The organism is Actinacidiphila acididurans, assembly GCF_016918855.1.
GTDB classification, from domain to species: Bacteria; Actinomycetota; Actinomycetes; order Streptomycetales; family Streptomycetaceae; genus Actinacidiphila; species Actinacidiphila acididurans.
The window spans coordinates 167,115-186,263 of sequence record NZ_JADKYB010000008.1; the positions used below are offsets into that span (position 1 = coordinate 167,115).

The 19,149-nt window shown below is 73.3% G+C and carries 11 protein-coding genes; 4 read left to right on the top strand and 7 right to left on the bottom strand.

Annotation, left to right across the window (positions count from 1 at the left end; all coding sequences use genetic code 11):
- Window positions 1-125 precede the first annotated feature (125 nt).
- Together ITX44_RS42200 and ITX44_RS16795 are read left to right on the top strand one after the other, a co-directional pair.
- Window positions 126-254 (top strand): hypothetical protein, encoded by a 129-nt coding sequence (locus ITX44_RS42200; protein ID WP_265934227.1) that lies wholly within the window; start codon window positions 126-128, stop codon window positions 252-254.
- Window positions 255-579: 325 nt separating this feature from the next.
- Entirely contained in the window at window positions 580-3,507 is a 2,928-nt protein-coding gene (locus ITX44_RS16795) for an ATP-binding protein (protein ID WP_205358041.1), read from the top strand.
- Between the two features lie 174 nt (window positions 3,508-3,681).
- Here ITX44_RS16795 and ITX44_RS16800 read toward each other — a convergent pair whose 3' ends face one another.
- From ITX44_RS16800 to ITX44_RS42205, 3 genes are all read right to left on the bottom strand, one after another.
- On the bottom strand, window positions 3,682-4,986 hold the full coding sequence (locus tag ITX44_RS16800; RefSeq protein ID WP_205358042.1) for a S53 family peptidase: 1,305 nt from the start codon (window positions 4,984-4,986) through the stop codon (window positions 3,682-3,684).
- Window positions 4,987-5,012: 26 nt separating this feature from the next.
- Window positions 5,013-7,418 (bottom strand): hypothetical protein, encoded by a 2,406-nt coding sequence (locus tag ITX44_RS16805; protein WP_205358043.1) that lies wholly within the window; start codon window positions 7,416-7,418, stop codon window positions 5,013-5,015.
- A 130-nt stretch (window positions 7,419-7,548) separates the two neighbouring features.
- Window positions 7,549-10,500: a helix-turn-helix transcriptional regulator gene (locus ITX44_RS42205; RefSeq protein WP_205358044.1), complete on the bottom strand. Its 2,952-nt coding sequence runs from the start codon at window positions 10,498-10,500 to the stop codon at window positions 7,549-7,551.
- Between the two features lie 516 nt (window positions 10,501-11,016).
- Here ITX44_RS42205 and ITX44_RS16815 point away from each other — a divergent pair.
- Window positions 11,017-12,999, top strand: a complete 1,983-nt coding sequence (locus ITX44_RS16815; RefSeq protein WP_205358045.1) for a hypothetical protein — start codon at window positions 11,017-11,019, stop codon at window positions 12,997-12,999.
- A 32-nt stretch (window positions 13,000-13,031) separates the two neighbouring features.
- Window positions 13,032-14,357, top strand: coding sequence for a S53 family peptidase (locus ITX44_RS16820; RefSeq protein WP_205358046.1), 1,326 nt, complete (start codon window positions 13,032-13,034; stop codon window positions 14,355-14,357).
- A gap of 59 nt (window positions 14,358-14,416) precedes the next feature.
- Here ITX44_RS16820 and arfA read toward each other — a convergent pair whose 3' ends face one another.
- From arfA to ITX44_RS16840, 4 genes are read right to left on the bottom strand one after another with little or no spacing between them, the layout of a single operon-like run.
- Entirely contained in the window at window positions 14,417-15,931 is a 1,515-nt protein-coding gene (gene arfA, locus ITX44_RS16825; RefSeq protein WP_307795308.1) for an arabinosylfuranosidase ArfA, read from the bottom strand.
- A gap of 35 nt (window positions 15,932-15,966) precedes the next feature.
- Complete coding sequence (locus ITX44_RS16830) at window positions 15,967-16,890, bottom strand: carbohydrate ABC transporter permease (RefSeq protein WP_205358047.1); 924 nt, start codon at window positions 16,888-16,890, stop codon at window positions 15,967-15,969.
- Window positions 16,880-17,821: a carbohydrate ABC transporter permease gene (locus ITX44_RS16835; protein ID WP_205358048.1), complete on the bottom strand. Its 942-nt coding sequence runs from the start codon at window positions 17,819-17,821 to the stop codon at window positions 16,880-16,882. The genes ITX44_RS16830 and ITX44_RS16835 overlap by 11 nt, the downstream gene beginning before the upstream one ends.
- Before the next feature lie 8 nt (window positions 17,822-17,829).
- Window positions 17,830-19,137, bottom strand: coding sequence for an ABC transporter substrate-binding protein (locus ITX44_RS16840; RefSeq protein ID WP_205358049.1), 1,308 nt, complete (start codon window positions 19,135-19,137; stop codon window positions 17,830-17,832).
- Window positions 19,138-19,149: the final 12 nt, after the last annotated feature.

Sequence of the window (19,149 nt, forward strand, 5' to 3'; positions counted from 1 at the left end):
GCCGCCCTTCACGGCAGCGAGGATGTCAACAGGCGGTCCTCCAGCACTACCTGTCCGGGACCTGGCGCACCGCCGCGACCACCGGCTGCCTGCGCGTCGGCTCGAACGGCTACGTCACGGATGCGGTGCCCTGGGCGTCGTTCCACGACAACGCGCTGCTGCGGGTGCGTCTGCACTACGCGCCGCCGCGCGCCGGTGCCATCGGCACGTCGGGCTGGAGCGCGCCGGTGTACTTCACGCTCAAGCCGCGCTGAGCGGGCCGGCACCCGCTGCTCGTTGACGACCCGTCCGATGACGACGGCCCCCGGCATCGCTGCCGGGGGCCGTCGGCCGTTGACCGGGCTGCGCCGGGACCGGATGGCCGGTGCACGCCCTATGACCGATCACAGGGGTGTGAAGCATCGGGTACGGGCGGGCTTCGGGGTTCGCGCCGCGGCCGGTTCGGCGGCGGGGAGCGGCGCCGCGCGCGGGCGGATCGCCGGAACGCCCGGTATATTCCCTGGTCAGGGGGCGCCCGGCGGGACAGAATGGTTCGGCGTCGGACCCGTCCGATGCGGCCCGGGGAGGGAAGGCACGGTCTTGGCAGAGCAACCGACGACCCCGGACGACCCGCCCGCGGTCCGCGGACCCCGGCTGGTCGGACGGTCGGCGGAACTCGACCGGGCCGTCCGCAGCCTGACCGGCGGCACGCCCGCGACCGTCCTCGTCGAGGGCGAGGCCGGCATCGGCAAGACCCGGCTGCTCCAGGAAGTGCTGGAGGCCCCCGGGTTCGACGGAGTGCTCGTGGCAGGCTGCCCGCCGTTCCGTGAGACCCTCACCCTCGCCCCCGTCGTGGACGCGGTACGCCAGGCCCGCACGCGAGTCGACGGTCTGGGCCTGTCCGCCCTGGCCGGCGCGCTGCGCCCGCTCTTCCCGGAGTGGGCGGACGCCCTGCCGCCCGTACCCGAACCGCTCGACGACGCCAGCGCCGCCCGGCACCGCCTCTTCCGCGCCCTCCAGGAACTCCTCACCAGGTGCGGCACCACCGTGCTCGTCGTCGAGGACGCCCACTGGGCCGACCCGGCCACCCTGGACTTCCTGCTCTTCCTCGCCGCCCGGCCCGCCGCCGACCGGATCAGCCTGGTGCTCACCTACCGCCCCGAGGACGTGCCGGCCGGCTCCCAACTGCTGCGCCTGGCCGCCAAACCCGTGCCCGGCACCGTCCACACCCGGATCGTGCTCGGCCCGCTCACCGTCGCCCAGACCGCGCAGTTCGTCTCCTCGATGCTCGACGACGAACACGTCTCCGACGCCTTCGCGTCCTTCCTGCACCAGCACACCTCGGGACTCCCGCTCGCCCTGGAGGAGTCCGTCCGGCTGCTGGGCGAGCGCGCCGACCTCGTACGGCGCGGTGGCGAGTGGCGGCGCAGGACCCTCACCCGGATCGAGGTCCCGCCGACCATCCGCGACGCGGTCCTGGAGCGGGCCGCCCGGCTCGGCCCCGACGACCGCCAGGTGCTGCGCGCCGCCGCCGTCCTCACCGAGGCCGCGGACCCCGCGGTCGTCGTCACCGTCTCGGGGCTGCCGGCCGCCCGCGCGCGGACCGCCCTGGCCGCGGCGGTGCGGGCCAGGGCGCTGGTCGAGGATGCGGGCGGACGTATCCACTTCCGCCATCTGCTGGCCGCCCGCGCCGTCTACGACGACATCCCCGGCGGCGAGCGCCGCGCCCTGCACCTGCGCGCTGCCCGGGCCCTGGAAGCCCTGGACCCGGTCCCGATCGCCCGGCTGCCGCACCACTTCGGGAAGGCCGGCGACACCGAGGGCTGGCGGCACTACACCGAACTCGCCGCAGACCTCGCCCTCGCCTCGGGCGATCAGCCCACCGCGGTCACCGCCCTGCACGCCCTGCTCTCCGCCGGCGACCTGCCGGCCGGAGCCGTCGTCCGGCTGTGCCGGAAGTTTCCCGTCTTCGCCTTCTCCGGCTACCTCGGCAGCAGCGACCTGCTCCGGGTGCTGCGCGACCTGCTCGACAGCCGCGCCCTCGCCCGAACCGAACGCGGCGAGGTGCGCGCCCAGTTGGGCCGGATGCTGATGCAGACCGGGCAGTACGCGGCCGGCGCCGCCGAACTCGAGCGCGCCATCGGCGACCTCGACGACCGCCCCTACGAGGCCGCCTGGGTGATGAGCGTGCTGAGCCGCCCGGCCGGCGTCGACTGGCCGGTCGCCGCCCACCGGCGCTGGCTCGACAAGACGGTCGAACTCGTCGAGTCCCGCGTCCCCGCGGACCTGCGGCTCCCGTTCGCCGTCGACCGGCTGACGTCCCTGCTGCAGATGGGCGACCCGAGCGGCTGGGACGTCGCCGCCGGGATCCCCGAGGCCGCGGGCGGTGCGGCCGATGTGCTGAGCGTCATCCGGGCCGATCTCAACATCGGCGACTCCGCCATCCGCTGGGGCTTCTACCCGGAGGCCCGGCGCCGCCTGGACCGGGCCGTGGAGCTCGCCGCGGAGAGCGGATACCTGCGGATGCGGGACATGGCCGAGGTGACCCGGGCCCACCTCGACTGGTACACCGGCCGGTGGGAGGGGCTGGCCGAACGCGTCGCCGCGCTCGCCGCCATCGAGGAAGAGCCGCTGATCGCCATCGACAGTGTGCTGGTCACCGCACTGCTCACCTCGGTCACCTCCACCGACCCGGGCGAACTCGCCGTGGCGGCCGAGCAGTTCGAGCAGGTGCTGACCGAGGCGGGACGCCGTGGCTTCGTCGACATGCCGATGGAGCCCGCGGCCGCCCTCGCGGCGATCCGGCTCGCCGAGGGCCGGGACGCCGACGGCCTCGCCCTCACCGACGAGGGCATGCGGGTCGTCACCCGCAAGGGCATCTGGCTGTGGGCCGCCGAGATCGCCCCGGTCCGCGTCCAGGCCCTGGTCACCACCGGGCGTACGGCCGAGGCCGACGAGCTCGTCACGCGCTACGCCCGGGGGCTGCGGGGCAGCACCGCCCTGACCGCCGCCGCCTCGCTGGCGGCCTGCCGGGCCTGGCTCGCCGAAGCCCGCGAACCCGCCGACCGGACCGCGGAGCAGTGGGAGGCCGCCGCCACCGCCTGGGACCGGCTGCCGCGGCCGTACGCGGCACTGCTCGCCCGGGAACGACGGGCCCTCGCGCTGGCCGCGGCGGGCCGGGACGGCGAGGCGGCCGAACTGCTCACCCGGGTCGAGGCCGGCCTGCGGGCCCTCGGCGCCGAGCGCGACGCCCACCGGGTGGCCGCCCACGACCGGCGGACCACCCGCGGCGGCGGGCGCGGCTACGGCGACCGGCTCTCCCCGCGCGAACTGGAGGTGGTACGGCTGATGCTGACCGGGCTGTCCACCCCGGACATCGCCAGGACGCTGTCCCGTTCACCCAGGACCGTGGCGGCACAGCTCAACTCCGCGATGCGCAAGCACCGAGTCAACTCGCGTACGGCTCTGGCGGTCGCCGCGCTCCAGGCCGGCATCGCGCCGGCCGGGACGTCCGCGGATTCCGGCTGACCGGAGAGCCGCGAATACCCCGGCGCGTATCGCGGGGCAGCCGGAACCCGGGGCAGCCGGAAAACGAGCCGGAAGCGGCCCCGGACAACAGGGCCGCTTCCGTGAGACGCGCTTCGGGCACCCGTTTCAGGCACCCCGCAAGCACCCGCCTCGTACACCCGCTTGAGGCACCCCTCAGAAGGCGCCGAGGCCGTTCGGCGTGCCCAGCCCCGTAGGACCGTCGTACCCGGGCATGCCGTTGCACAGGTTGTCGCCGCCGCAGTCGAATCCGTACGCCCCGTTGGAGCCGCTGGTCACGTCGTTCAGGTGGCCGGCGTGGCTGTAGAGGCGGGAGGCGTCGGGGAAGTCGCCGGGGCTTCCGGCCAGGGCGATGACGGCCGCCACGATCGGGGAGGCGAGGCTGGTGCCGCCGGCCTCGACCCAGCCGGGGTTCCCGAAGGTGCCGGGAGTGGTGTCGTAGACGGCGAGCCCCCCGGTGTTGGGGTCGGAGTCGGCGGACACGTCGGCGGTGACGCGGCCCGGGCAGTCGGGGACGTCCGTCTGCCAGGCGGGCTTGTCGAGCCAGGCCGAGCAGCCGCTGCTCGACTCGCCCCAGGCCGTCTCGGACCAGCCCCGCGCGGTTCCCGGGTCCCGGACCAGCGACGTGCCGCCGACGGCCGTCACCGTGGGCAGCACGGCGGGGAACTTCGGTACCGAGAAGCCGAGGTCGCCCGAGGCGGCGGTGATCGCCACCCCGGGGTGGCTGTAGGCGGAGGCGTACGCGAACATCCCGTATCCCTCGTCTTCCCCGTAGCTGTTGGAGATCTCGGTGGCGCCGAGGCGGGCGGCGGTGTTCACCGCGGCGGCCATGTCGGCGTCGCCGTTGCTGTCCGCCTCCACCAGCAGGATGCGGCAGCCCGGGCAGACCGCGGACACCGCGTCCAGGTCGAGTGCGGTCTCCAGACTCCAGCCGGTGTACTGGTCGCTGGCCGGGTAGCCGGCCTGCTGTCCCTTCTGGTTGACCTTGGTGAAGCAGCCGTTGGCGGTGGTGCAGGCAGGCAGCCCGTAGGTGGTGCGGTAGACCGCGAGGTCGGCCTCGGCAGTCGGGTTGTCATAGGCCTCGACGAGGGCGACGGTCTGCCCACTGCCCCCGGCGGAGGGCAGGTTGTAGGCGGAGCGGATGTCGGCCGGGCTGTACCCGGTCGGCAGCGCGGTCGTGTTGTCCGCGGCCCCGCCGGCGGCGTGCGCGGTGCGGCCCCTGACGCCGAGGCCGCCGTGCACGTCGGTGCGGACCAGGGCCATGCAGCGGACCCGTCCGGGCGCGGTCGCGGGACAGGCGTCCTGGACGTTCGAGGGGAGCCGGCCGTGCTGTGTCGTGGACGTGCTCTGTTGCTGCGGTGTGTGGGCCGCGGGGTTGGCAGCCGCTGCCCCGGGCGCTGCGAAGATGGCGATCGCGGCCAGTGCGGCGGGTATCGCCGCGGCCGGGAAGAGGCGTCTCATACGGGTTCTCATTTCTTCCGGCCGGATCAGCGCGCGTTCGCGGCGATGGCGTAGGCGTTGTCGACGACCTGGGTGATCGACCCGCCGTCGGCGTCGGTGGCGGTCACGCGCAGTGCGGGGCTCGTCCCCCGGGCGGAGGCCGGGTTGGGCCAGTGCGCGGTGTAGTGGCCGTCCTGCCCGCCGACCACCGCGTGCTGCCAGGTGGTGCCGCCGTCGAAGGACACGTCCACCGAGGCGGAGGTGATCGCGGCGTGCGACCCGATGCCGTCGTAGGTCAGGTGGCCGACATCCAGCTTCAGTTGCTGCACCGGGGCGTCGCTGGTGTTCAGCTCGTCCGTGTCCAGCTGGTAGTTGAGCGTCAGCACGGGCAGGATCTCGCAGGCGCCCTGGACGGGGAACTCCTCGCACTGGTAGCCGGAGGGCAGCGCCATGTCCGCCGGCGGCTGCGACTTGTAGGCGAATCTGAACGTCAGATCCGTGTGTGTGGAGGTCGCCTGGCTGTACTGGGGCGTCCGGGGCGACACCGCGGTGTCGTACACCAGGCGGTACGTCCTCGGCTCGGCCGGGGTGCTGCCCGCCGCGAACGTGTGGTCGTCGATGCAGGCCCCCCCGTATTCGGACTCTTGCCCGTCGATGTAGCAGACCGCGCTCTCGTCGAGGTACCGGATGCCGGACGCGGCCTGCTGGGTGTCCTGGGCGTCGCCGGGGTAGAGCGCGACCACCTTGTTCTCGTCCGCGTTCTCGGTGACGCACGCCTCGCAGTTCTCGTACAGGGCGTCCGGCCGTGGCAGGTGCTGGCCCCACTGCGGTGTCAGCGGTCCGCGGCCCCAGTCCGTCGAGTACACGTGGCCGCCGGCGTAGGTGCGCGGGTCGGCCATGGTCGAGTTGAGGCTGTAGCCCGGGCCGATGCTCGAGTTGAAGATCCAGTCGCCGCCGTCCGCGGTGCCGACGTAGTCGGTGAAGTCCCCTGGCGCCTCGCGCCGCAGCAGGTCACTCGGCTGGGACGCGGCCATCTCCGCCGGCAGGACCGGGTCGATGGGGGCCTTGGAGAACTCGAAGGTCGCGGGCGTCTGCGCGGGGTCGGCGTAGATGTGCTGGTGGACGGTGGCCAGGTCGCGGTCGCGCACCTCATACGGGCCCTTCGGGACCTGGTTGTCCCAGCCGAACGCCAGGTCGTACCGGTAGGGATAGGCGCTCTCGCCGGGATACGGGAAGTCGCCCCCGGTCGACGGCGCGATGCCGTCCCACTGGACGAAGTAGCGCAGCCTTCCGGCAGCCGGGCCCGAGGCCGTCGGTGCGACGTACACATCGGTTCCCGGCTCGCCCTGGAAGTCGGTCCCCTTCGCGCCGTTGACCATCGCCGATATGACGTCCCACTGCCCGGTCGTGCTCTGCAGGCCCCAGGCCACGGTCTGGTTGATCTGCCGGGCCGGCCGCGGGGTGGCCGCCGTGGAGCGCGTCGTGGCGCTCTTCTCGTCCAGGCTCACCGTGGTGACGGCGCCGCTGCCGGCGGCGACGGTGAAGGCGGAGGACGCATAGCGCAGTTCCGTCGGGTTGCCCTGCTCGTCGAACTCGACGAACTGGGCGACCGCGAAGTAGTGGCCTTCCGGCACGGCGATCCGGGCGATCCCGTCGACGGAGGCCAGCGTGGTCGACACGGCCTCGAACGAGTCCATGTCCCACAGCCTGATGATCGCGTCCGCCGGGCCGGTCAGGCCCTGGGTGTCGAACTGCGCGATCTGGTACGCGTGCTGCGGGGTCACCCCCTGGCCGGGCGCGGCGGCGGCCAGCGCCACCCGGTTCACGCCGGGCAGCGGAGTGGTGCCGGCGGGCCTGCCGGCAGCGAGGTCGGCGGCGATCCGGCCGCGCAGGTACGCGGCGAACTCCTGGGCCGAGGAGGGGGTCATGTAGCCCACGGCGCTGATGCCGGCACCGGAGGAGGTGAGGGTGATCCCGGGCGGCGGGGTCGCGCCGGCGCTGCTGAACGACAGCGCCACGGGGATCCTCGCCCCGTCGGTGATGTTGTCGCGCGCCAGCGCGGAGACGTCGAACAGCGTCCAGTCCAGCGACCGGCCGGCGTACGGGGCGGCCACCGCGGGCACGATGTAGCGGTCGCCGTTCGCTCCGGTGTAGTTCAGCGCCGGGCCGCCGTCCTGAACCACCTGCGTGCCGTCGGCGCGCACCAGGACCTTTCCGCCGGTCAGCGTCGTGACGGTCTGCCCGCTCCCGGAGGTCTGCGCGCTGCCGGGAGCCTGCGCTCCGGCGGCCGTCGGTGCGGCGGCCTCGGTGGACGAATCGGCCTGCGCGGGCGCCGCGTTGAGCGCCGCGGTCAGCGACACCGCAAGCAGCGGCGCGGCGAACACGGCCAGCCACCGCGTGGCCCGGCGACTCACCCCCGCAGGCGGCCGCGGGCGACGTCTGGAGTCACTCATCAGTCAACCTCTCCTTGTGTCAGGACATGCGGTTTCGGCAGCGTCGACCGGCGCGCTCGGTGCCTTGCGCTGCTGCGACGATCCAACCGGTGACTCTGGTCCCGGCGAGCCCGGCCAACCATCCGGCGGATCACCTATTTTTGGGCCGCGGGCTGCCGCGCCCCTGGTCACGGGCGTCCGGCTGGGTAAACTCTGCGTTACCCGGGCCCGCGCCGGTGGCGAGCACCGCCAGCGCGGTGCGCGAGGAGACGCCGAGCTTGCGCATCGCGGAACTCAGGTGCTGGGCGACCGTCTTGGGGGACAGGAACAGCGCCTCGGCGATCTGCCGGTTGCTGCGTCCGGTGGCCACCAGGCGGGTGACCTCCAGCTCCCGGGGCGACAACCGGTCGCCGTAGCCGCGCCGGCCGCCGCGCCGGGGCCGCTTCGCCGCGACTCCGTGCTCGCGCAACGTGGCCACCACTCGGTCCGCGTCGCCGAGCGCGCCCAGCCGGATCAGCCGTTCCCGCACGTCGGCCAGCAGGGACAACGCGGCTTCGGTCTGTCCCGCGGCGATCAGGCAGCCGGCCTGCCGCTCCTGGGCCAGCAGCGCCTCGTAGGGCCGGGGAAGGGCCTGCCAGGCCGCGGCCGCGCGGGCGAACAGGCGGGCGGCCGGGACCCGTTCGCCCCGCGCCTCGGCCAGGATCGCCCTGCACGTGGCCAGCCCCGCCCGCGGCGCCGGCGCGTCGCGGCCGCGCAGCCCCCGGGCGAACGCCGCGGTGAGTTTCCCGGCCTCGTCGACGCGGCCGGCGGCGGCCAGCGCGGCCACCCGCGCCGGCCCGAGCTCCGCCGCCCAGATCCAGGTGCGTTTACGGGCGATGACGGCGGCCGGTTCCTCGGTGATCTCCAGCGCCTCCTCGACGCGGCCGCCGGCCAGCACCAGCCGGGACAGCGCCGCGGCCGGCTCCATCGAGTCCGCCAGCGCGCCGCTGCGCATCTCCTCGTCCAGCACCAGCCGCAGCCGCTCGGCGGCCGGCGCGTACGCTCCGGCGGCGGCTTGCAGCAGCCCCGTGATCAGGAGCGACTCCAGCCGGGCCAGCGCGAGGATGTCCTCGCTGTCGGCCAGCGCGGCGGCCCGCTCTGCGAGCCCGTCCCACGCGCCGGTGAACCAGTCCAGATGCGCCCGGGTCACCAGGGCGGCGGACTGATAGCGCCGGTACCGGCGGCGGTCGGCCAGCGCGAGGGCCCGGTCCAGCCGCCGCGCGGCGACGGCGTACCGGCCCCACACCATGGCCATGTCGCCGATGTTCAGGTTCGCGCGGGTGATCTGCTGCCGCTCCGCCGAGACCGCGGCGTCGTCGGGGATCCGGGCCTCGTGCGCCCACCCGTCCGTCTCACCCAGCATGAGCCGCGCGGTCGCCTGGTCCGCGGCGAAGCCGAGCCGGTCCGCGGCCGTCATCGACGGCACCTCCAGCTCGGCCGCGCGCTCCAGCCACCGCAGGTGGGCCGAGACCGGCCAGCTGCTGCTGCGCGGCCAGCCCAGCCGCATCATCGCCCGGGCGGCCTCGGCCGGATCGTGGGCCAGGTGCGGGATCGCCCGCTTCAGCTCGGCGCGGCCCGCGTCGTCCTCGCCCATGAACAGAAGCACGTTGCCGAGTTGTACGCGGACGTCCGCCTCCTGGCCGGGCGCCAGCACTTCGGAGTCCAGGGCGGCGCGAAGCGGCGGCACCAGCTCCCGGAACCGGGCCGGTCCCGCGAAGGACGCGAACGGGAACTTCTTGATCAGCCGGACCGTCGCCGCGGCCGGCAGGCCGGCATTGACGACCAGGTCGTGCAGCAGGGCGCCGGCCGTCGTCTCGTCGCCCGACGCGAGCGCCAGGTCGGCGGCGTCCTCGCCGTACCGGCACCACTCGCCCTTCTCACCGGCCTGACGGAAGTGGTCGGCGAGCTCGGCGACGGGCCGCGGCGCCAGGCGCTCCAGCGTCCGCCCGGCGCGCCGGTGCAGCGTGCGGCGGCGCGGCGGCGGGACCGCGTCGTACACCGCCTGACGGGCCAGCACGTGCCGGAACGCCACCTGTCCCCAGCCGTCGTCGTCCAGCAGTCCGCCGTCGATGGCCTCGCACAGGCCCGCCTGCGCCCGCCCCGCCGTAAGCCCCGCCACCGCCCGCAGCGTCGCCTCGTCGGCCGGCCGGCCGATCACCGCCGCGGCGCGCAGCATCGCCTGCGCCTCGGGGCCGTGCCGTCCCAGCCGTTCCAGCACCATGTCACGGACGGTGGCCGGAACGCCGATCTCGTCGAGGTGCCGGCGCTCCCACCCGCCACCGCGGAAGCTCAGGTCCGCCCGGTCGGCCATGAGCCGCACCGACCCCTCCACCGCCAGCGGCACGCCGTCGGTCCGCCGGTGCACGAATCCCGCGAAGCCGTCGGAGACGTGCTCCCCGGCCAGCATCGACGACACCAGCCGGGCGGTGCCGGCCACATCGAGCGGGCCGAGGGCCAGCCGCAGCCTTCCCGCGGCCGACGCCGAATCCGCGGCGAGCCGGGTGGCCAGCCGCCGCAGCAGCGACCCGCTCGGTACGTCCTCCGGCCGGCAGGTCACCACCAGGCCCACGGGCTGCGGCACGGCGGAGGCCAGGAACAGCAGGAACTCCAGCGTCGCCTCGTCCGCCCAGTGCACGTCCTCCACGGCCAGCACCGTCACCCGCAGACACCGCAACAGCTCGGCCAGCGCCCGGAACACCCGGTGCCGGACCGCCGTCGCGTCCTCGGCCGGCCCCGGCGCGGCCGGCAGGTCCGCGGCCCACTCCGGGAACAGCGGCCGCAGCGCCCCGGCCAGCGGGCTGAGCGGCAGTCCCGCCACCGTGCCGGTCGCCTGCCGTACCGCGTCGACCATGGGGCCAAGGGTCTGCGGGCGGTGCAGCGGGGGACAGCGCGCCACCAGCACCCGGTCCGCCCGGGCCGCCGGCGTGGCCAGGTACTCCCGCAGCAGCCTGCTCTTGCCGATTCCGGCCTCGCCCTCGATCCACACCACGGCCGGCGGCGCGGCGAGCGCCCGCTCGATTTCGGCCGTCTCGCGCTCGCGGCCCACGAATTCCGGAGGCCGCACGACCGCCGTCTGACCAGTGCCACCAGGTTCGGAAACCTCCATGCCGGCCTTTCGTTCCTTGCCGATTGCCCAGGCAGGAGGATATTGCGCCACGCGGCAGGGCCCGTTGGGCCGTCGTGGGCCGGCCCCGTGCGGGGGGCGGCGGTGTCGTCCGGGCGGGGCGTGGTACGGCCGGGCGGGGCCGAACTTTAGGTCACTTGACTCATCGCCGGGTGGCCGAGGCGGTGGCCATACTCACCCGTCAAGCACCGCCTCCCCCGCGACAGCAAACGGAGAACAGCACCGTGAGCCGATCTGGTGAGGACGCCCCGGACGACGGGCGCCCGGCCGGACCGCAGCCCCCGGACGGCCCGACACCGCCCGGGGAAGAGCAGCCCCCGACACCCCGGACCCCGACATCCCCGCCCCCGACTCCCGGCCCCTCGGCGGACCCGGACGACGACGACCCCTTCACGGACTACGAACCCCTGTGACCGGCCGGCCAAGTGACCCCGCGCACCGAAAGGTGACCACGTTTTGAAACGACCCATACCCCTGATCGGGCACCGCAGGAGCCCGCTGTGGGCCCTCGGACTCGCCGCGGCCTGCGGGCTGTTCGTCGTGCCCGCCTCCCACGCGCAGGACGCGGCGCCCGCCGCCTTCACCCGGACGCCCGCCGCCCCGGCCGCCGCCGCGAACTGCCGGGTCACCCTGCTCGGCGGCATCAAGGCCACGGTCACCCCGAACGGTGCCCGACTCGCCGACCCGGCTGCCGCCGCCGGCCTCACGATGCTGAGCTACCGCAGCGGGGGCCACCAGTACCTCGTCCCGTCGTACGTCGCCGCCCAAGCGGGGACGAAGAACCTGGCCGGCTACGACACGACCGCGCTCGCCCAGCAGGCATGCGGCGCGGACGCGTTCGCGCCGGCCGGGGCGCAGACGGCTCCGGCCGGCCACGGCGCGTACACCATGGCCCGGCTCACCACCCACGTGATCGCCACCACCGGACGGCCCGGGGGCGGCATCGTCCTCCTCATCAACGCCGACCACACCACCTACGCCGACCAGGCCTTCGGTGTCGTCGGCGGCACCGTGAAGGTCTCCGTGCCCACCGGCCACTACGAGGCCGTCTTCTACGACGGCTCGCACGTCACCGTCGCGCCCGAGGTGACGGTCACGGACGGGACCGGCATCACCCTGGACGCCCGCACCGCGACCCACACGATCCCGGCGCCGACCACCCCGCGCCCGGCGACGCTCACCAACTCCGAGCTGTCCCTCTACCGCAGCGACGGCACGGCGAGCGGCGACGCCGGGGCACCGGTCCTCCAGCTCCTGCAGACGGGCTCCGCTCCGTTCGGCGACACGATCAACACCACGACGGGCGTCAAGTACGGCCGGTTCGAGGCCGTGACCACCGCGGACCTGGCCTCGCCGGCCGGCACAGCGCAGCCGTACGCCTACCACATCGCCAACACCTACGACCACCTGCCGAGTTCCTACTCGACCTCGGTCGATCCGTCGTCGCTGGCAACGGTCACGCGGACCTACTCCGCGCCCGCCGCAGCGACCGGCATCGACATCCTGGCCGACAACGTGACGCCGGTGTGGGCGGCCAGGGCCGGCACGCAGACCCTCACCTCGTTCGAGGTGTTCACCCCCGGCACGGTGCGCACGGAGTACTTCAGCCAGCCCGCCGGCCTCGACTGGCGCACCCAGTTCGAGGACGAGCAGACGGCCGTCACGTTCACCGGCAAGGACACCGTCTACCGTCCCGGCACCCGGAGTTCCGAGACCTGGCAGGCCGGCGCCCCGCACCCGAGCACTCAGCTCGACACCGGGACCGGCGCCGTCAACTGCGGCGCGTGCGCGAGTGCGGACGCCATGTCCTTCTTCATCGGCTCCGACGGCGACAGCAACCCCGGCACCATCGGTCAGGGTTTCGACGAGACCAGCACCGTCACCCTCGACCGTGACGGCAAGCTCCTGGCCACCGGCACCGGCGGCCTGTTCGGCGTCGGCGTCCCCGTCCCGTCCGGCCGCGCCACCTACCGGCTGGAGGAGCAGACCGCACGCAACAGCGGGACCCTGTCGCCCAGCACCGACACGATGTGGACCTTCACCGCCGACCCGGGCAAGGGCAAGGCCCTGCCGGACCGGGTGCACTGCGCCGGCCTGACCGGCTCCTGCGCCGCGCTGCCGCTGCTGTTCGCCGCCACCGACACCGACGCGGACGTCCAGCACCGGCTCACCGCCGGCCGGCACACCGTCGACCTCCACGTGACGCACGAGCAGTACGCCAACGCCCCGGCGGTCACCGGTGCGCGGCTCCAGGTGTCGTACGACGGCGGCAAGAACTGGCAGAGCCTGCGGGTGACGGGGAGCAACGGCACCTACCGGGCCGACTACACCGTCCCGGCCGGCGCGGTCGGCGGCACCGTCTCCTTCGAGCTCGCCGCCTGGGACGACCTGGGCAACCGGATCGACCAGGTGCTGCCGAGCGCCTACGGGGTGCGGTGACCGTGACCACCACAGCTTCTCAGGAGCCTTCTGTGACGAAGAAACGCCTCATCCGGCCGCTGACCGGCGTGGTCGCGGTCGCCGGAACCGTCGCCGGCCTGATCGCGGTCGTCTCGCCCTCCTCGTTCGGGGCCGCCGGCAGCGACACCGCCGCCGGCACCGCCACCGCCCCGGTGGCCGTCTGCTCCACCCCGCCCCCAGGGCAGTTCGCCTGCCAGGCGGAAGTGATGCCGGACCACTCGGCCGCGGGGGTTCGCTCCTTCACGGCCGGGAACAGCGCCGCACTCCCGGCGGGCATGGGGCCCGCCGACCTCCAGTCCGCGTACGCCATCGCCTCCGATGTCGCGGCGCACGCCGGCCGGGGCCGCACCGTCGCGATCGTCGACGCCTACGACGACCCCACCGCGGAGGCCGACCTCGCGGTCTACCGCGCCACCTACGGGCTGCCGGCCTGCACCACCGCCAACGGCTGCTTCCGCAAGGTGAACCAGCAGGGCGACGCCGCGCCGCTGCCCGCGGTCAACGCCAGCTGGGCGACGGAGATCAGCCTGGACGTGGACGCCGTCTCGGCGGCCTGCCCCGACTGCGGCATCCTCCTGGTCGAGGGTGACCAGCCCTCCCCGGACGACCTCGGCGCGAGTGTCGACACCGCGGTACGGCTCGGCGCCGACGCCGTCTCCAACAGCTACAGCGCCAGCGAGAGCGGGGTCTCGGACACGGCGCCGAACGGCGTGCCCACCAGCGCCGGCTCCTACGACCACCCCGGGGTGCCGATCCTCGCCGCGTCCGGTGACTCCGGCTTCCAGCTCGACGCCCCCTACCCTGCGGACCTCACGTCGGTCATCGCGGTCGGCGGCACCTCGCTGAGCCGCAGTGACACCGCACGAGGCTGGACCGAGACCGCCTGGGGCCCGACCCAGCGTCCCAGCGGCGCGGGAGCGGCCTGCTCGGCACACGTCGACAAGCCGGCCTGGCAGCACGACGCCGCCTGCCCCGGCCGGACCGTCGCCGACATCTCCGCCGACGCCGACCCCTACACGGGACTGGCCGTCTACGACAGCACCCCGGACCTGGCCGACGGTCTCCCCGGCGGCTGGCTGCGCGCCGGGGGCACCAGCGCGGCCACCCCGCTCGTGTCGGCCATGTACGTGATGGCCGGCCCCGCGGTGGGCATCAAGGACGCCTCGGGCCTGTACGCGCATGCCGATCGCCTCAACGACGTCGTCGGCGGTTCGGACAGCATCCCCGGCAGTGGCATGGAGTGCCCCGCCACCAGTTACATGTGCTCCGCTCTCAAGGGCTACGACGGCCCCACCGGACTCGGTTCGCCGGACGGACTGGACTCCCTGCGGTACTGAGACCGGCTCCCGCACCACCTGTGAGGTCTTGCTCTCCTCACCCCTCGCGCGTCCCGCGGCTACCCGGCCACGGACGCGCGGGGGGCGGTGCGGATCATCGACCAGGAGACCGGGGGGAGTTCCGCGGACAGGCTGCTGGGCTCGACGAAGTGGCGGGTGGAGGTGCGCGGTTCGACCCGGCGCGGGGCGCTCTTGGAGTTGGTCGCCAGCAGGTCCTGCCCGCCGAGGACGACGTGCTCGACGACCTCGTGGTCGCCGGCCAGCCGCAGTTGCAGGGTGGCCGCCTGGCGGTCGTCGCGGTTGACCGCGAAGATCGTGGTCTCGCCGGTCTCCGGGTCCCGGGTCGCGGCCACGTCGACCGCGGCCACGTCGCCGAGCGTGGCCGAGTGCAGCATCGGCGAGACCGGCTCGACCCGCAGCACCTCGCCGCGGGCGTGCCGGGCGGTGAGGGCGAAGGGGTAGAAGATGGTCTGCCGCCAGGCCCCGGTGTCCGGCTCGGTCCTGATCGGCGCGATCACATTCACGAGCTGGGCGAGGCAGGCGATGGTCACCCGGTCGCTGTGCCGCAGCAGGCTCATCAGCAGGTTGCCCAGCACGACGGCGTCCTCGACGGTGTACTCGTCCTCGATCAGCCGCGGCGCCCGGGCCCAGTCCAGGTTGTCCTGGCCCGCGAACCGGCTCTCGTACCAGAGGTTCCACTCGTCGAAGGACAGGTTGAGCTTGCGCCGGGAGCGCCGCTTGGCGCCGATGTGGTCGCAGGTCGCGACGACCCCCTCGATGAAGGAGTCCATCACCTGCGCCGAGGCGAGGAAGCCGACCCGGTCGTCGCCGTGCTGCTCGAAGTAGGCGTGCAGGGATATGTAGTCGACCACGTCGTACGCCTCGTCGAGCACCTGGGCCTCCCAGGAGCCGAAGGTCGGCATCCGCTCGTTGGAGCTGCCGCAGGCGACGAGTTCGATGGAGGGGTCGATGCGCCGCATGGCCTTGCCGGTCTCGGCGGCCAGCCGGCCGTATTCGGTGGCGGTCTTCTGCCCGATCTGCCAGGGGCCGTCCATCTCGTTGCCCAGGCACCAGGTCCTGATCCGGTGCGGCTCGCGCACGCCGTGGGCGATGCGCAGGTCGGACCAGCGGGTGCCGCCGGGGAAGTTGGCGTACTCCAGCAGGTTGCAGGCGTCCTCGACGCCGCGGGTGCCGAGGTTGACGGCCATGATCGGCTCGATGTCGGTCTGCCGGGCCCAGGTCATGAACTCGTTGAGCCCGAAGGTGTTCGGCTCGACGGACCGCCAGGCCAGGTCGAGGGTCTGCGGGCGCTGCTCGACCGGGCCGACGCCGTCCTCCCACCGGTAGCCGGAGACGAAGTTGCCGCCGGGGTAGCGCACGGCGGTGACGCCCAGTTCGCGGGTCAGCTTGACGACGTCGGCCCGCAGGCCGTCGACGTCGGCCTCGGGGTGGCCGGGTTCGTACACGCCGCCGTACACGCAGCGGCCCATGTGCTCGATGAACGATCCGAACAGGCGCGGCGGCACCGGCGCGACGGTGAAGGCGGGGTCGATGGTTGCAGTGCAGGTGAGCACACCTGTCTCCGATTTCTCTGCGGTGGAGCGTGAGGTCACTTGATGCCCGTGGTCGCGACGCTCTGCACGAACCAGCGCTGCAGGACGAGGAACGCGACGGCGAGCGGGCTGAGGGAGATCGCGGCGCCCGCCATGAGCGCGGCGTGGTCCACTCCGGACTGGCTGGAGAACAGCGTCAGGGCGGCCGGCAAGGTCTGCATGTCGACGTTGTTCGTGACCACCAGGGGCCACAGGAAGTCGTTCCACAGCGCGGCGAACTGGATGATGAACAGCGAGGCGAGGACGGGCTTGGCGTTGGGCAGGATGATCCGCCAGAACAGGGTGAAGTCGTTCGCCCCGTCGATCCGCGCCGCGTCGTCCAGCTCGCGCGGGAGCTGCATGAAGAACTGCCGCAGCAGGAAGATGCCGAGCGCGCTGGTCGCGCGGGGCACGATCAGCCCCTGGTAGGAGTTGAGCCAACCCAGGTGGAACAGGGTGAGGAAGACCGGCACCAGGGTGACCTGGAACGGCACCATCAAGGTGGCGAGGATCAGCAGGAACACCACGTTGCTGCCGCGGAACTTCAGCCGGGCGAGCGCGAAGGCGGTCATCGAGTCGAACAGCAGCAGCAACAGTGTCGTGCCGCCGGCGAACACGAAGGTGTTGACCACCAGCCGGCCGAACGGCAGCTGGCTGACCACCGCGTGCACGCCGTGCAGCGTCCAGTGCTTCGGGATCAGGCGCGCGGGATCGGCGTAGAGGTCGGAGTTGGTGCGGAAGGCGACGCCGAGCATCCACAGGAAGGGCACGATCGTCGCCAGGGCGCCGACGATCACCGCGACCCAGGACAGGGCCGCGCCGCTGCGGGCCAGGACCCGGCCAGCGGTGATCAGGCGGACCGTCCGCGGCGAGCGGGGCCCGTCGTCGTACGGGCCGCCGACGCCCGGGGCGGAACGCGGGCGGAGGGTGTCAGTCGGCATCGCGGTACCTCGACAGTCGCAGTTGGAGCGCGGAGACGGCGAGGATGACCACGAACAGCACCCAGGCGACGGCGCTCGCGTAGCCCATCCGGAACTCGACGAAGCCCTTCTGGTACAGGTACATGACCACCGATTCGGTGTGGAAGATCGGTCCGCCGCTGGTCATCGAGAAGACCAGGTCGAACAACTGCAGCCCGGTGACGGTGGCGATGAGCGTGGTGAACAGCAGGGCCGGCCGCAGCGCGGGCAGCGTCACATGGCGGAAGCGCTGCCACGGCCCGGCGCCGTCGAGCGCGGCCGCCTCGTACAGGTCGGGCGGGATCTGCTGCATGCTCGCCAGCAGCACGATCATCGTGAAGCCGACGTTCTTCCAGATGCCCACGGCGATCACCGTCGGCAGCGCGAGCGAGGTCGACTGGAGCCAGTCCGGCGGTGTGACGCCCGCCTTGGACAGCCAGGCGTCCACCAGCCCGACCTGCGGGTCGAGCAGGAACTTCCAGACGATCCCGCTGACCACCAGGGACGCGATGAACGGGAAGAAGTACGCGGTGCGCAGCAGCGCGGTGTACCAGGTGGTGCGGCGCAGCCGCGACGCGATCGCCAGGCCGAGCAGCACCTGCCCGGCGGTGACGGCGGCGGTGTAGACCACCGTCACCCGCAGGGCGTTCCAGAACCGGTGGTCGTGGTACAGCGCGGTGTAGTTGTCCAGGCCGACGAATTTGTGGTGGGACTCGCCGACCGTCCAGTCGTGCAGGCTCATCCAGCCCGACTGGACGATCGGCTCCGCGATGAAGACGCCGATCAGCAGCACGCTGGGGAGGATGAACAGGTAGGCGCTGTTGAAGCGCGGCCGGCGGGGGCGGTGGGACGGACGGGGCCCGTGGGGCCGGCGGGTGCGCGGCCGGCCGGGGGCGAGGGGAGTGCTCGACATCGTGCGGCTCAGTTCTTGTGGCATCCGGTGAGCGAGTCGATCGTCTTCGCCGCGGAGGCGGCGGCGGACGCGACATCGGCGCCGCGCTCTATCTTCTGGACGAGCGGGACGTAGGCGTCGGTGTCGATGCTGGTGGCGTTGGCCTGGCCGGCGAGGTAGAGCTTCGCGTGCGGCAGTGCCTTGGCGAACTCGGCCACCGTGGGGTCGCTCGCGACGGCGCTGCCCAGGTCGGTCCTGGCCGGCGGGAACCCGGAGATCCTGGAGAACTGCGTCTGGGCGGTCTTGCCGGTGTACCAGGCGAGGAACTCCTGGGCCTGCTGGGGGTGCTTGCTGGTGCGGGCGATCATCAGCGGCACGGTCGAGGCCAGGGTGACCGGGCCGGCCGAGCCCACCGGCACCTGGGCGATGCCGAGGTCGATGCCGGCCGACGTGAAACCGGCCGCGGCCCAGGGGCCGTTGATCTCCATCGCGGCCTTCTTGGCGGAGAACAGCGTGTCGGCGTCGGCGCCGGACTGGCCGACCGGGCTGATGTGGTCCTTGGCGACCAACTGGCTCCACTTGGTCAGCGCGTCGGTGCTGGCCGGGCTGTCGACGACGGCGCAGCCGTCCTGGCCGATGATGTCGCCGCCGTTCATCCACTGCAGGATGGGCCACATCTGGATGGTGTTGTTGTCCGCCAGCGAGATCCCGTACTGGCTGGGCTTGCCGCCCGAGCCGGTGGTGAGCTTCTTGGCGTCGGCGACGAAGTCGGCCTCGGTGGCCGGCGGCGCGGTGATGCCCGCGGCGGCGAACATGGCCTTGTTGTAGTAGAGCACCAGGGTGGCCATGTTGGCCGGCACCGCGTAGAGCTTGCCGTCGACGGTGAACGCCGACTTCACGGGGGCCGGGAAGGCGGCGGAGTCGATCTGCGTCGGGCCCGTGCCGACGGAGGAGTCCAGCGGCAGCACCGAGTTGGTCTTGATGTAGGTGAAGATCGAGCCGGGGTCGGAGCTGGGAGTGGCCAGGTCCGGGCCCTGGCCGGTGGCCCAGGAGGCGGGCAGCTTCTGGCCGATGGTGGCCCAGGGCTCGGCCGTCATGGTGACGTGGATCTTGGGGTGGGTGGCGTTGAACTGCTTGACCAGCGCCTGGTACGACGGTGCGTCGGGCCCGGTGAACCCGGTGAGCATGGTCAGGTTCACCACGCCGCCGGCGGACGTGCCACCGCCGCCCGCGCCGTTGTCGCCGCAGCCGGCGAGGAGCAGCGAGACCGTGGTGGCGGCGGCCAGCGCGGCGGCCGCTCTGCCGTAGCCGTGAATTCTCCTGTGACTGACGTGCATGACGATCGTTCC